Source organism: Streptococcus sp. KHUD_012, from assembly GCF_052588255.1.
In genome coordinates, this window is record NZ_CP159355.1 from 369,089 (window position 1) to 382,757 (window position 13,669).

Genomic DNA, 13,669 nt, shown 5'->3' on the forward strand with positions numbered 1-13,669 from the left:
TAATAGTCAAATAAGGTCAATGATCAAAACGAACACTCCAGGGGCATCTTTATGCGCTGAAGAGCAGAGCATCCATCTAGAAAAAAACAAGTCAGAAAGGAGCATCATGGCAAATAAGAACACATCTGATAGCATTGAAGCTTATATCAAGGCCTTGCTGGCTCAAGCTGGCATGGCAGAGCTCAAAAGAAGTGAGTTAGCCGATGTCTTTCAGGTCGTACCCAGTCAGATTAACTATGTTATCAAGACTCGCTTTACCGAGAGCCGAGGCTATATTGTAGAGAGCAAGCGCGGTGGTGGGGGCTATATCCGTATTGGCAAGGTCCAGTTTTCAGATCACCATCAGATGCTCCAAGACTTGGCAGCCAATATTGGAGAGACCATCAGCCAGCAGGTCTTCAATGATATCCTCCAGATGCTCTATGAAGAAAAATTATTGACACAACGTGAGACTCAGCTCTTGCTTGCGACGACCTCCGATGAGGTCCTAGGTCGAGATGCTCTCATCCTACGAGCAAGTATGCTGAAAAAAATCATTCAACAAGTAGATAGAAAAGGAAATACCGACTAGATGAACTATTCAACAGCACTGTTAGAAAGTATAGAAGCGGCCCAAATACTAGCAGGCCACTATCAGGGGCATACCTTAGATACTTGGCATCTCCTGACGGCTATGGCCAATAATCCCTATAGCGTGGCAGGTTCTGTACTGAACGATTATCCTATGCAGATCGATGAGTTTCAGGATGCAGCGGAGCATATTACAGGCCAAGCTTTTCAAAGCGACAATCGGTATGAAATCTTCCCATTTTCTTATCGGATGGAAGCCATTATGAAACACGCAAGAGAGATTGCCCAGGTCCTTCATGCCAAGACCTTGGGAACAGAGCATGTGCTCCTCTCTCTTCTAGCAGACCGTGGGACCTTGGCGAGCCAAGTCATGGAATTTGCCGGCTTTGCCTTTACAGAGCAAGACAAGGGAGTCCCTATTGCCTCCCTTCGCAAGAATTTAGAAGACAAGGCAGGCTGGGACAAGAATGATATCAAAGCCATCCGGAGTCTCTATCGGGCCCAAAATCCTAACCGCCAAACCATGGGAAATATGATGGGCATGCCCCCAAGCACCAGTGGAGGTCTTGAAGATTATACCCGTGATCTGACAGAAATGGCGCGTGCAGGCCAACTTGAGCCTGTGATTGGCCGGGATGCAGAGATTTCACGCATGATCCAAATCCTCAGCCGCAAGACGAAGAACAATCCTGTATTGGTGGGAGAAGCAGGGGTCGGAAAAACCGCCCTTGCCTTAGGTCTGGCTCAGCGTGTCGCTAGTGGCAATGTTCCAGCTGAAATCGCACAGATGCGTGTCCTAGAATTGGATCTCATGAATGTCGTTGCAGGGACGCGCTTCCGTGGGGACTTTGAAGAACGGATGAACAATATCATCCAGGACATCGAAGAAGACGGTCACGTGATTCTCTTTATCGATGAACTGCATACCATTATGGGGTCAGGATCCGGTATTGATTCGACCTTAGACGCAGCCAATATTCTAAAACCAGCCCTGGCACGGGGAACCTTGCGTACAGTTGGAGCAACGACTCAAGATGAGTACCAAAAGCATATCGAAAAAGATGCAGCCCTCTCTCGGCGTTTTGCGAAAGTCACCATTGAAGAGCCAAGTGTTGCAGATAGCATCCAAATTCTCCAAGGCTTGAAAGAAACCTATCAGGACCACCATCATGTGACCATTACTGATGAAGCGATCGAAACAGCTGTCAAATATGCCCACCGCTATTTGACCAGCCGTCAATTGCCAGATTCAGCCATTGATCTCTTGGATGAAGCGGCAGCTACCGTACAAAACCGCGATTCCAACGGTCACGTAAAAGAAGAGTTGACCGCCTTGGATCAGGCCTTGATGGATGGCAAGTGGAAGAAAGCAGCCCAACTCTTAGAAGTAGAGGCCGCTCCCATTGTCTACAAAAAAGAAGTCACTGACCAAGATGTCTTGGTGACCTTGAGCCAATTATCTGGTATTCCAACTCAAAAACTGACCCAAACCGATGCCAAGAAGTACCTCAACTTAGAAGCAGAATTGCACAAGCGCGTGATTGGTCAAGACCAAGCCGTTTCGAGTATCAGTCGGGCTATTCGACGTAATCAATCAGGTATCCGTAGCAATAAACGTCCGATTGGTTCTTTCATGTTCCTAGGACCTACAGGTGTCGGAAAAACAGAGCTAGCCAAAGCTTTGGCAGAAGTTCTGTTTGATGATGAATCGGCCCTCATCCGTTTTGATATGAGTGAGTACATGGAAAAATTCGCAGCAAGCCGCCTCAACGGAGCTCCTCCAGGCTATGTGGGCTATGAAGAAGGAGGCGAGTTGACCGAGAAAGTCCGCAACAAACCCTATTCAGTTCTCTTATTTGATGAGGTGGAAAAAGCCCACCCAGATATTTTCAATGTCCTTTTGCAGGTCTTGGATGACGGAGTTTTAACCGATAGTAAAGGCCGGAAGATCGACTTCTCCAATACCATTATCATCATGACCTCAAACCTGGGAGCAACAGCCCTGCGGGATGATAAGACAGTTGGCTTTGGGGCCAAAGATATCCGCTTTGACCAAGCTAATATGGAAAAACGCATGTTTGAAGAGTTGAAGAAGACCTATCGTCCAGAGTTTATCAACCGGATTGATGAAAAGGTGGTCTTCCATAGTCTCTCAAGCGAGGACATGCAGCAGGTGGTGAAAGTCATGGTCAAACCGCTCATCGCGACCTTGGCAGAACAAGGCATGACCCTCAAATTCCAGCCTTCAGCGCTCAAGTTGCTAGCAACCAAAGGCTACGATCCAGAAATGGGAGCTCGCCCACTGCGTCGTGTCTTGCAGACCGAAGTGGAAGATCAACTAGCAGAGCTATTGCTGAAAGGCCAAGCCCAAGAAGGGCAAACGATCAAGGTTGGAACAACAGCCGGAACGATCAAGTTTGAGATTGTCTAGGAGGATGTCATGACGCTTCAGCGATTAACCCGTATTTCGCTTTTGGCGGCCCTTTGTGTCGCTCTACGTCAGGCTTTTGCCCCTTTCCCAAATGTCCAACCTATTTCTGCCATCTTTTTTCTCTTGGTGATATTTGAAGGCTATAGCTTTGCTTTTCTTGTGATGATGATCACCATGTTTGTCTCCGCCTTTTTCCTGGGGATGAGCTTGATTGTGTTCTTTCAGATTGTCGCCTTTGGCTGTTTGATGCTCATTTGGCGCATCAGTTACAAGTGGTTGCCCTTTGTCCTTCAGATCCTTTTTGTGGGCCTACTGTCCTTTGCTTATGGGGTCTTGATCGATAGTGTTTATGCCTTGATATACCATATTCCTTGGTGGACCTATGCTTTGGTCAATGGTTTTAGTTTTAACCTTGCCCATGCTCTGTCGACGATCATTTTCTATCCCATTATCTATCAAATCTTTAGGAGATTTTATGTTGAAAAAAACCATTTCTAGCTTGATGACCTTACTTGCAGCTCTTCTTTTAGCGAGTTGCGCTCCGTCTCATAGCACAAACAATCAAACAACAGCTTCTAGCACAGAAGTTGCCAAGAAAAACGAAATTTCGATTACAATTAGCGTGACGCCAGAAGGTCAAAAAGCGCAATCGAAAACCTTGAAAGTAGCAGAAGAGAGTAACCTCATGAAAGTGCTCAAAGCCAACTACAAGATTGAAGAAAAAAATGGCATGATCACCTCGATTGACGGTCACAGCCAAGACGAAGCCAAAGGCCTTTACTGGATGTACAAGATCAATGGCGAAATGGCTCCAAAAGGTGCTGCTGAAACCACCGTTAAAAAAGGGGACAAGATCGAATTCTATCAAGAAGTGTATCAATAATGAGGAGAGAGTGGGACAGAAATCGGTAATTCGTTAGAATTCGATTTCGTCGTCCCACCTCCGCACAGTTGAGTAGGGCTGTAAAAGCTGATGAAATCAGCGTAGTAGAGCCCACTCAACCACTGCGTCTTGCTCGACAATCCAAAAATAATTGAGAGGCTAGGACTTTTGTCCCAGCCTCTTTTTTGCTAAAGTTTAGAACTTATCTAAAACTTCTTTCAAACTAGAAAAATATTTGAGAAACTATTGACAGCCTCATATAACAGTGTTACAATAATGTTACAAAATATTACAAATGTTACAAAAAAGAGGTTCTGTTATGAAAAACAAAAAAATCATTTCCCTAGCAGCTCTAGCTCTTACAGCTAGTCTTTTCCTAGGAGCTTGTGGCGGGAATAAAGAAGAAAAAACTTCAGAAGCAAGTAGTTCAAAGACCAGTCTGGTTAAACAAACAAGCTCTTCTTCTAAGAAAAAAGTGATCACTAGTAAAGATCCGATTGCCTCTTCATCCTCTGATAGCAAATCAGAAGAAAGTCATACTGTTGGTAGCAAAAATAACCAAGCTGCAGCTAGTCAAACACCTGCTCCAGCTAAAGAAGCGACACCAGCAGCACCCGTAACAAAAGAAACAAAAGAAGTAGCCACTCCAGCAACACCAGCGAAAGCAAAATTGCCAAGTCTAGAAGACGGCCATGCCCATGCTAAGAAGCAAGCTTCTGCTACGGAGAATGCCCAATACAAGGGAGTCTATTCTGTAGCAGCAGGGGATTTCTCTGCAGCAGCTGGTAATTGGTCTGACAAACGCGACACTGGAGTCACTATTGGCCAAGGTGGTCAAGTGACCATCCAACTTCCTGGGGGCCAACCCGTAGCCTATGGTATCAGCGCTTATAACTATACCTTGGATGATGGTCATTACCATGCTAATCTCTCAGCAGGCGATGGATCTGCAGCGACTCTAGATATCGTAGTTGGAAAAGATGGCTCGGTATCTAGTGTGACGGTTTTGAAAGACGGTGTCAGCCACTCCCTCACTCGTGAATAAAATTCGAAAGATCTGAAAGGATAAGCATCTCTTTTCAGATCTTTTTTTGTTGATTTGAATAAAAATATATTTTTTTATAAAAAACTATTGACAGATAGAAAATATAGTTTATAATAAAAACATAAAGAAAATCTATTTATAAAAAATTATAAAAAGGAGCTTATATGAAAAAAGAAAGAATTGCCCTGGTTTTTGGAACCTTTGCGCCTCTTCATCAAGGGCATATTGACCTGATCCAGCGGGCCAAGCGTCAGTGTGATCGCGTTCGTGTCATCGTTTCTGGTTACGAAGGGGATCGTGGCGAAGAAGTGGGACTGCCTTTACAAAAACGCTTCCGTTATATCCGCGAAGCTTTCTCAAATGATGAGTTGACCCAAGTCTATAAGTTAGATGAGACAGAACTTCCTCGTTATCCCTTGGGCTGGGAGCCTTGGTTACAGACAGCCCTAGACACCATCCAGTATCAAACAGAGACAGAAGAGTTGATCTTTTATGTAGGGGAGAAAGCCTACAAGGAAGAGTTGGAAGCTAGAGGGTTTGAAGTTCACTTAGAAGAGCGTCGCTTCGGGATCTCTGCTACCATGATCCGGGAAAATCCCAGCAAATACTGGAAATACATTGCCCAGCCCTTCCGTCGCCAGTTCACGAAAAAAGTCTTGATCATGGGGAGCGCCAGCAACGGGAAAACGACCCTTGCAAAGGACTTAGCCCGCTTTTACGATGCACCTGTTAGTCTTGAGTATGCCCGTGAATACCAGATCAAGAACAATGTTCGAGATGATGAGCTCACGCCAAAAGATTACTATTATCTACTCTTAGGACAGTATGATCAAACCTCTAAGCTCATCGATAGTAGTGCCAATAGAGGCCTTGTCATCGCAGATACCAATTCCCTAGTGACCAAGGGTTATTACGACTACTACATGGAGGTCGAAGGTCAGGATACCAGCATGACCGATACCTTCGACAACCTCTTTGTCAGTATTCTGTCCAAAGAAAAATGGGATTTGATCCTCTTTGTACAGCCGATCGGTTCTTATGTCAATGATGGTTTCCGAGACATGACCATGGCTGACGAAGAGATCCGCACCAGCTTTTCAAATTACCTGGACCAATTGCGCCAGCAATACCTAGGAAACATTCCGACCACTTTCCTCGCATCAGACTACCTCGGCAACTACGAAGAAGCCAAGAAGGTGATCGATGCCATTTACCAAGCCGACTAAGGAGCAGCTTATGAAAAACCTATCTGAAAAATTCGCAACTTTTAGCCAAGACTTTAGAAATGTTCACCGAGAAGCGAAAAAGCAAGGCTTTGTCAATATTATGAAACTTCTATGGAAGGACCTTTTTGTAGGACGCACAGCCTTTCAATGGATTTATCTCCTCCTTCTTTCTAGTGTTCCCTTCTTCTTAGAATGGACCAATCGGACAGGACAGCATGATTGGCTGGGACTGTTTGCCTCTTGGACAGGCATTGTCTGCGTCATCCTGGTTGCAGAAGGGCGTGCTAGTAACTACCTTTTTGGAGCAGTGAATTCAGCGATCTACCTCGTTTTAGCCCTCAATAAGAACTTCTACGGGGAAGTTCTGACAACTCTTTATTTCTTCATCATGCAACCGATCGGTCTCTATGTTTGGCTCTCTAATCGGATCAATGATCAAGGTAAGGTCGAAGAATCTCACTTTGAAGCCAAGAAATTGAACTTGATTGAGTGGATGCGCTACTTGGCCTTGTGTGCTGTTATTTGGATTGGTATGGGCTTTGCGTATCAGAGCATCCATAGCGCTCGCCCTTTCCGCGATAGTATCACCGATGCGACCAATGGGGTCGGTCAGCTCCTAATGACTCGCCTTTACCGGGAGCAATGGATCTTCTGGATTGCGACCAACGTCTTTAGTATCTATCTCTGGTGGGATCAGAGCCTTCACATCCAAGGGATGTACTGGGTCTACACGCTGAATAGCCTAGTGGGCTGGTACCAATGGACCAAAGCCCTCAAGAAGGAGGTGGCTTAGATGGCAAGTCTCTCAATTCCAGCAGGAATGACGGAGAAAGAGTATTTTGAGACGGCCGCTAGTGAAGCAGACTTTCTCAAGTGGTACAAGGAGCAAGACCTGCCGACTTATGAAACTCCAAGTGTCACAGCGGACATGGTAGCTTACTGTTTTGTTGAAGGCCAGCTCAAGCTCTTAGCCATTCGCCGCAAGGCCCACCCTTATCAACACCGCCTCGCCTTGGTGGGGGGCTTTGTGAACAAGGATGAAGATGCGACTCATGCCTGTATCCGAGAAGTCAAAGAAGAAGTTGGGCTCGATCTTCCAGTGAATAAGGTGGAACAACTCATGACAGTTTCCACCCCTGGGCGGGACCCCAGAGGCTGGGTCATTACCATTGCCCATCTGGTCTATCTGCCAGCAGAAGCAGTAGACTTAGCTCATGCAGGTGACGATGCCAAGGAAGTCGTTTTTCTCGATGTCGACTTCAAAAAGTCCCAGTGCTTGCTCGATGGAGAATCCTTAGCTGCTTCTGATTTTGCCTTTGACCACTATCAGATTATTCAAGAATCGATCAAGCGGATTCAGGGTCGTCTAGACTGGAATCCAACCTTCCTCTATCTGTTAGAGGAGCCTTTCACCGTTTATGAAGCAACCGAGTTGGTCAATCTGATCAATCCTGGACGCCCCATCGTTAGCAATAACTTCCTCGTAAAATTCGGAGAATTCGTGGAGGAAGTGGGTGTCAAGCGGGTTCCTAAGAAAAAACCACGCAAGACCTATCGCTTAAAACAGTAGATCGAGCGGGGTTCATTCTACCAGCCCTCCCTTACTTTTAGTAACGGAAGGGCTTTTTCTGATTTTTCCTGCTCCACTTGTGTGCAAAGTGGTATAATAATCATAATTGAAATCAAAAGAGACAAGACTATGGAAGAAAAAATAATTTTACCACAAAATACACGACTGATGGGGGCTCTGCTTGGTTTTATCGGAGGGGGCCTCGATGTTTTTTGCCACATGCACTACCGGAGTTTGGTCGCGACCCAAACGGGGAACCTCCTGCTTCTCATCGCTGATTGGCACGATCCCCGTGTCGAAAATACCATCATGCGTTTTTCATCTATTCTATTTTTCTCGATCGGCTTTTTGGTTGCCCTCCATATCAAAGAGTATCGCAAGACAGCCTTTTGGCGGACCAAGATGTTGATTCCTTTGTTTGTGGTAACACTCCTGATTCCCTTGGTGTCTGTCATACCACCTGTAGAAGTTCCCTTTATTGCTTTTGGAACAGGGATGATGATGTTGACCTTTACAGGGAGCCTCATCGAAAATCACCCTTATGTGATCTTTATGACTTCCGGAAATTATCGCAAGATGCTGACGGCCTTGTACCGAATCACTCGAGGAAAGGGAGATTTGGACGAGTATCGCAGGCAGGCTATGAATTACGGGATTGTCGTTGGAAGCTTTGTTGCGGGAGCTATTAGTGTAGCCATCCTCATGCATTTTATTCACAAATGGGCCATCTGGCTGATCACAGTGAACCTCTTTTTGATCATGACCTACTACACCGCCAGAGTCAAACAACTCGGCCTGCAAACAGACAATCTATAGAAACAGGACCCCGTGTGAGGTCCTGTTTTAGATTAATGACAAAGCCATCTTAGAAACTTTCCTTAGGTGAGTACGGACGTCAGCGAACTTCGAAGAAGTTCCATGACTTAGTTTTGAGCCTAAGGTCTCAAAACTCCCGAGTGCCTGAAACAATCGTGTTTCAGGCACTTTTCTCACAGCGGAAAGTTTCGGTATTTTTTTGATTCGCTCAAAAAATTAAAACATATTTATATTTCTTTGCCGAATTGCTTAACTTATTTAAAAATAGTACAGGACCTCACATGAGGTCCTGTTTTTTGCGTTTCTATGCTTTTAATTGTAAGAGTTCTTCAATCTCAGCCAGAGTGCTAGCTTGGGAGATGGCGCCGCGTAGTTTAGCTGCACCTGAGGTACCACGGAGGTAGTGAGGGGCGAGACCACGGAATTCACGAACGGCAATGTGCTCACCTTTGAGATCGATCAAGCGTTTCAAGTGTTCGTAAGCAATCTTCATCTTGTCTTCAAAAGTCAAATCAGGCAGGATTTCTCCTGTTTCAAAGTAGTGGTTGATTTGGTTGAAGAGATAAGGATTGCCCATAGCAGCGCGACCAATCATGACCGCATCGGCACCGACTTCTTCGATCCGTTGTTTGGCATCTTGAACCGTACGGATATCTCCGTTTGCGATAAATGGAATCTTAGTCAGGGCTTGTGCAACCTTGTGAAGGGTCTCAAGATCTGCATGACCCGTATACATTTGCTCCCGAGTTCGTCCATGCATGGCGAGGGCAGAGACACCTGCGGCTTCAGCAGCAAGGGCATTTTCAACTGCTAGAGAAGGATCCGACCAACCCGTCCGCATCTTGACCGTCAATGGGATATCGAGGACAGATTGAACTTTGTTGATGATGGAGTAGATCTTGTCTGGATCCTTGAGCCACATGGCACCAGCCTCGTTTTTGACAATTTTATTCACCGGGCAACCCATGTTGATATCCACGATATCGGTCTTGGTATTTTCTTGGATAAATTCAGCTGCGCGTGCGAGGCTATCTTCGTCACTTCCAAAGAGTTGGATCGATACAGGATTTTCTCCTTCATCGATATGGAGCATGTGAAGCGTCTTTTCATTGTTGTATTGGATTCCCTTGTCAGAGACCATTTCCATCACAACGAGCCCTGCCCCTAGTTCTTTGGCAATGGTCCGGAAAGCTGAGTTGGTCACTCCGGCCATTGGGGCTAGGACGGTACGGTTAGGGATTTCGACATCCCCGATCATAAATGGCGTATTAAGATTTGTCACGAATGAGTTCCTCCAAGTCATTTTCGTCAAAGTGGTAGTGTGTTTGGCAGAATTGGCAGGTAATCTCTGCACCGTGATCTTCATCTTTCATCTCTTTCAGATCACTAGCTGGCAGACTTGCTAAAGCGTTCAAGAAACGCTCACGGCTGCAGTCGCACTGGAAGCGAAGTTCTTCTTCAGAGAGGCGTTTGAAAGGTTCATCCCCATAGATAGCGGCAAGAAGAGCTTCAATATGGTCTTCGGACTCCAACAGTGTGGAGATGGCAGGCATTTCTTGGATGCGTTTTTCAAAGCGCGCGATTTCTTCTTCCTTGGCATTTGGCAAGACCTGGAGCAAGAAACCACCAGCCACCTTGACCTTGTCTTCGTCATCCAACAGGACATTGAGTCCAACTGCAGATGGTGTTTGTTGGCTTTCCGTCAGATAAAAGGCCAGGTCTTCTCCGATTTCACCGGTCACAAGAGGGGTCATAGAGTGATAAGGATTTCCCGTACCATAGTCAGTGATGACCAAGAATTCTCCGTTTCCGACAAATGGTCCCACCAGGACTTCACCAGTTGCGGTCTTCTTGATATCCACTCCAGGATTTTGCACGTAGCCTTTAACATTTCCTTTGGTATCTGCCACGGTGATGATGGCTCCGAGTGAGCTAGTCCCAAGGACTTTGACCGTAATTTTAGTATCTCCTTTCTCGTTTGCTGCCAAGATTTGACTGGCAATGAGGGTACGGCCAAGTGCGACCGTGGAGCTAGCTTGTGTATGATGTTTTTCTTGGGCTGTTCGTACAGTTTCTGTACTGTCTAGTACATAGGCACGAAAAGCGCCACTTTCTGAGATAGTTTTAATAATTTTGTCCATACCTACTATTTTAGCACAAATCAAGCAAAGTGGTGACAAGGAGAATTCCGAAAATCAGTCGTTTCAGAAGAAGGGCAAGAAGAAAAGAAAATTCCGAACGTTATTTCTAGAAAGAAGCCATTTCCAAGTAAAAGACGAGTTTCATAGAGAAGTTAGTTTAAAAAGGAAGGAGAAAAATAAACGATAGCCGAGTGGATCTTGAAAAAACATCAAAAATTGCTTATAATAGAGTGTAAGACAAACTTGCAGGTGAGACTCCTGCCCCTAGTTTGAAGAAAGGCATAGATAGGGAACTATCTATGGTATATGAAAAAGAATTATGACATCAGTTGTTGTAGTAGGAACCCAATGGGGTGATGAAGGAAAAGGGAAGATTACTGACTTCCTATCAGCCAATGCAGAAGTCATTGCTCGCTACCAAGGTGGGGACAATGCCGGTCACACTATCGTGATCGACGGCAAAAAGTTCAAGTTGCACTTGATTCCTTCAGGTATCTTCTTCCCTGAAAAGATTTCTGTCATTGGGAATGGGGTTGTGATCAATCCTAAATCATTGGTCAAAGAGTTGGCTTATCTCCATGAAGAAGGTGTGACAACGGACAGTTTGCGCATTTCAGACCGCGCCCATGTCATCCTTCCTTACCATATCGAATTGGACCGTCTCCAAGAAGAATCTAAAGGAGACAACAAGATCGGAACGACGATTAAAGGGATTGGCCCAGCCTACATGGACAAGGCTGCGCGTGTGGGAATCCGGATTGCGGACCTTTTGGACCGCGACGTCTTTGCGGAACGCCTTCGTATCAACTTGGAAGAAAAGAACCGTCAATTTACCAAGCTCTATGATGCAGAGCCTCTTTCATTTGACGATATCTTCGAAGAATACTATGAATATGGTCAACAGATCAAACAATATGTAACCGATACTTCTGTCATCTTGAACGATGCCTTGGATAACGGCAAGCGCGTGCTCTTTGAAGGAGCCCAAGGGGTTATGCTGGATATCGACCAAGGAACTTATCCATTTGTTACTTCATCAAACCCTGTTGCAGGTGGGGTGACCATCGGATCAGGTGTCGGCCCAAGTAAGATCGACAAGGTTGTCGGTGTATGTAAAGCCTATACCAGCCGTGTTGGTGATGGACCATTCCCTACGGAGCTTTTTGATGAAGTGGGGGATCGGATCCGTGAAGTCGGTCATGAGTATGGGACAACAACAGGTCGTCCACGTCGTGTCGGTTGGTTTGACTCAGTTGTCATGCGCCATAGCCGTCGTGTTTCAGGAATTACTAACCTAAGCTTGAACTCGATCGACGTTCTATCAGGCTTGGATACAGTGAAGATCTGTGTGGCTTACGACTTGGATGGCGAACGCATTGACTACTACCCAGCAAGCTTGGAGCAACTCAAACGTTGCAAACCAATCTATGAAGAATTACCAGGTTGGTCAGAAGACATCACCGGTGTGCGTCACTTGGATGAGCTTCCAGAAAATGCCCGCAACTATGTCCGCCGGATCGGTGAATTGGTTGGTGTGCGCATTTCAACCTTCTCAGTCGGACCAGATCGTGACCAAACCAATATCCTTGAAAGTGTCTGGTCAAGTAAATAATTTAAAAAAGAGAGTGAGACAGAAATCGGTCATTCGTTAGAATTCGATTTCATCGTCCCACCTCCGAACAGTTGAGTAGGGCTGTAAAAGCTGATGAAATCAGCGTAGTAGAGCCCACTCAACCACTGCGTCTTGCTCGACAATCCAAAGACAATTGAGAGGCTAGGACTTTTGTCCCAGCCTCTTTTTGAAAGCAGAAAGAGGAAAAAATGTATCAAACGATTTTATTTGACCTAGACGGCACCTTGACCAATTCAGAACTAGGGATTACCAACTCGGTGGCCTATGCCTTAGGAAAATATGGGATTCAAGTGCCAGACAAGAAAGCATTGAGAGTTTTCATCGGTCCGCCCTTGCAGGAGTCTTTTGAGCGCTTTTATGGATTTTCTAAGGAAGAATGTTTAAAGGCCATTGACTACTATCATGAGTATTTTTCCGAAAAAGGCCTTTATGAAAATGAGGTCTATCTAGGCGTTCCTGACTTGCTGGCTTCTCTCAAGCAGGCTGGCAAACAGTTGATTGTAGCTACGTCAAAGCCTGAAGAATTTTCCATTCAAATTCTCAAACACTTTGGTTTGTATGATTATTTTGACTTTGTCGCTGGTGCGACCATGGATAGAAAACGTAGTAAAAAAAGCGATGTTATCCAGTATGCCTTGGAGCAAAATGGGATTACAGATTTGGCGCATACCATCATGATTGGAGACAGGGAGCACGATGTGCTTGGCGCTCAAGCGCAAAAGCTTGATTCTATCGGTGTCCTTTATGGCTTTGGAAGCAGGGAAGAATTGGAAGAAGCCGGCGCCACCTATATTGCTCAAGAAGTTGGCGAAATTGCAGCTTTTATAGGATAACCTTTTCCAAAATATTAAAAGTTGGAACTTTTCTAATCTGCTGAATATTGCTTTATTTAATATTTCTATCGGTGTATATTTACTGTAGGTTAAGTCACACAGATTAAGAGGTGATAATATGAATTTGTCACGATATATATTAAAATATAGTATTGATGATGGTACGTTGTATTTTAATACTAAAACCAATCATTCATTTTTTCTTACGAATGAATTGAATAGAGTAGTCGACAGCAATGATGTGATTAGGAAAGAGTTTCATGCTTATCTTGATAAAAATAAATATTTAAGTGAGGGTGAGTATGAGGTCGAAAAGTATCTATCTAAAATAAGCGATACAGATGCTGAATTATTGGAACTAACAATTTTGACACATGGAGATTGTAATTTTCGGTGAAGGTTAAAGTGAATAACAAATTCGATGACAAAATGAATGCTAAACCTAGAGTATTTAACTATAATTGTGATTGTAAATAATCACGATTTTAAATAAATTAGAGAAGAGGGTTGTGCTAGCCCTC

The 13,669-nt window shown here is 44.9% G+C and carries 14 protein-coding genes; 12 read left to right on the forward strand and 2 right to left on the reverse strand.

All coding sequences use genetic code 11. From position 1 onward, the window contains the following. Window positions 1-106 precede the first annotated feature (106 nt). The 9 genes from ABVF55_RS01975 (at window position 107) to ABVF55_RS02015 (ending at window position 8,541) form a co-directional block, all read left to right on the forward strand. A complete protein-coding gene (locus ABVF55_RS01975; RefSeq protein ID WP_003009029.1) occupies window positions 107-571 on the forward strand; it encodes a CtsR family transcriptional regulator in 465 nt (154 codons plus the stop codon). Further along, complete coding sequence (locus ABVF55_RS01980) at window positions 572-3,001, forward strand: ATP-dependent Clp protease ATP-binding subunit (RefSeq protein ID WP_118096113.1); 2,430 nt, start codon at window positions 572-574, stop codon at window positions 2,999-3,001. A 9-nt stretch (window positions 3,002-3,010) separates the two neighbouring features. Continuing rightward, window positions 3,011-3,499, forward strand: a complete 489-nt coding sequence (locus tag ABVF55_RS01985; protein ID WP_003002175.1) for a hypothetical protein — start codon at window positions 3,011-3,013, stop codon at window positions 3,497-3,499. Further along, window positions 3,477-3,884 carry a DUF4430 domain-containing protein gene (locus ABVF55_RS01990; protein WP_014714031.1) on the forward strand — a complete coding sequence of 136 codons (408 nt, stop codon included), beginning with the start codon at window positions 3,477-3,479 and terminating at the stop codon, window positions 3,882-3,884. Before ABVF55_RS01985 ends, ABVF55_RS01990 begins: the two co-directional genes overlap by 23 nt. A gap of 319 nt (window positions 3,885-4,203) precedes the next feature. Next, window positions 4,204-4,929: a hypothetical protein gene (locus ABVF55_RS01995; protein ID WP_070675808.1), complete on the forward strand. Its 726-nt coding sequence runs from the start codon at window positions 4,204-4,206 to the stop codon at window positions 4,927-4,929. 164 nt (window positions 4,930-5,093) lie between these two features. Then, on the forward strand, window positions 5,094-6,155 hold the full coding sequence (locus tag ABVF55_RS02000) for an AAA family ATPase (RefSeq protein WP_049498179.1): 1,062 nt from the start codon (window positions 5,094-5,096) through the stop codon (window positions 6,153-6,155). A gap of 10 nt (window positions 6,156-6,165) precedes the next feature. Then, a complete protein-coding gene (gene pnuC, locus ABVF55_RS02005) occupies window positions 6,166-6,948 on the forward strand; it encodes a nicotinamide riboside transporter PnuC (RefSeq protein WP_049498178.1) in 783 nt (260 codons plus the stop codon). Next, entirely contained in the window at window positions 6,949-7,725 is a 777-nt protein-coding gene (locus tag ABVF55_RS02010) for an NUDIX domain-containing protein (protein ID WP_150906669.1), read from the forward strand. A gap of 129 nt (window positions 7,726-7,854) precedes the next feature. Beyond that, window positions 7,855-8,541: a YoaK family protein gene (locus ABVF55_RS02015; RefSeq protein ID WP_118096107.1), complete on the forward strand. Its 687-nt coding sequence runs from the start codon at window positions 7,855-7,857 to the stop codon at window positions 8,539-8,541. Between the two features lie 304 nt (window positions 8,542-8,845). Here the strand turns inward: ABVF55_RS02015 and dusB are convergent, their stop codons facing one another. Then, on the reverse strand, window positions 8,846-9,823 hold the full coding sequence (gene dusB / locus ABVF55_RS02020; RefSeq protein WP_003012894.1) for a tRNA dihydrouridine synthase DusB: 978 nt from the start codon (window positions 9,821-9,823) through the stop codon (window positions 8,846-8,848). Continuing rightward, on the reverse strand, window positions 9,810-10,682 hold the full coding sequence (hslO, locus tag ABVF55_RS02025; RefSeq protein WP_445285434.1) for an Hsp33 family molecular chaperone HslO: 873 nt from the start codon (window positions 10,680-10,682) through the stop codon (window positions 9,810-9,812). The genes dusB and hslO overlap by 14 nt, the downstream gene beginning before the upstream one ends. 319 nt (window positions 10,683-11,001) lie before the next feature. Between hslO and ABVF55_RS02030 the strand changes: the two genes are divergently transcribed. From ABVF55_RS02030 to ABVF55_RS02040, 3 genes are all read left to right on the forward strand, one after another. Beyond that, complete coding sequence (locus ABVF55_RS02030; RefSeq protein ID WP_223141538.1) at window positions 11,002-12,294, forward strand: adenylosuccinate synthase; 1,293 nt, start codon at window positions 11,002-11,004, stop codon at window positions 12,292-12,294. Between the two features lie 209 nt (window positions 12,295-12,503). Then, the gene (locus ABVF55_RS02035; RefSeq protein WP_003002091.1) at window positions 12,504-13,148 is read left to right on the forward strand and encodes an HAD family hydrolase; all 645 of its coding nucleotides are present in this window, start codon (window positions 12,504-12,506) and stop codon (window positions 13,146-13,148) included. A 118-nt stretch (window positions 13,149-13,266) separates the two neighbouring features. After that, a complete protein-coding gene (locus ABVF55_RS02040) occupies window positions 13,267-13,545 on the forward strand; it encodes a hypothetical protein (protein WP_445285435.1) in 279 nt (92 codons plus the stop codon). Window positions 13,546-13,669 lie beyond the last annotated feature (124 nt).

What these genes read in the sequence shown, in the direction of transcription:
- ABVF55_RS02035 (WP_003002091.1), top strand. Translation starts at nt 12,504, where the DNA reads ATGTATCAAACGATTTTATTTGACCTAGACGGCACCTTGACCAATTCA.
- ABVF55_RS01975 (WP_003009029.1), top strand. Translation starts at nt 107, where the DNA reads ATGGCAAATAAGAACACATCTGATAGCATTGAAGCTTATATCAAGGCC.
- ABVF55_RS02040 (WP_445285435.1), top strand. Translation starts at nt 13,267, where the DNA reads ATGAATTTGTCACGATATATATTAAAATATAGTATTGATGATGGTACG.
- ABVF55_RS01985 (WP_003002175.1), top strand. Translation starts at nt 3,011, where the DNA reads ATGACGCTTCAGCGATTAACCCGTATTTCGCTTTTGGCGGCCCTTTGT.
- ABVF55_RS01980 (WP_118096113.1), top strand. Translation starts at nt 572, where the DNA reads ATGAACTATTCAACAGCACTGTTAGAAAGTATAGAAGCGGCCCAAATA.
- ABVF55_RS01995 (WP_070675808.1), top strand. Translation starts at nt 4,204, where the DNA reads ATGAAAAACAAAAAAATCATTTCCCTAGCAGCTCTAGCTCTTACAGCT.
- ABVF55_RS02030 (WP_223141538.1), top strand. Translation starts at nt 11,002, where the DNA reads ATGACATCAGTTGTTGTAGTAGGAACCCAATGGGGTGATGAAGGAAAA.
- ABVF55_RS02000 (WP_049498179.1), top strand. Translation starts at nt 5,094, where the DNA reads ATGAAAAAAGAAAGAATTGCCCTGGTTTTTGGAACCTTTGCGCCTCTT.
- ABVF55_RS02010 (WP_150906669.1), top strand. Translation starts at nt 6,949, where the DNA reads ATGGCAAGTCTCTCAATTCCAGCAGGAATGACGGAGAAAGAGTATTTT.
- ABVF55_RS02015 (WP_118096107.1), top strand. Translation starts at nt 7,855, where the DNA reads ATGGAAGAAAAAATAATTTTACCACAAAATACACGACTGATGGGGGCT.
- ABVF55_RS01990 (WP_014714031.1), top strand. Translation starts at nt 3,477, where the DNA reads ATGTTGAAAAAAACCATTTCTAGCTTGATGACCTTACTTGCAGCTCTT.
- hslO (WP_445285434.1), bottom strand. Translation starts at nt 10,682, where the DNA reads ATGGACAAAATTATTAAAACTATCTCAGAAAGTGGCGCTTTTCGTGCC.
- pnuC (WP_049498178.1), top strand. Translation starts at nt 6,166, where the DNA reads ATGAAAAACCTATCTGAAAAATTCGCAACTTTTAGCCAAGACTTTAGA.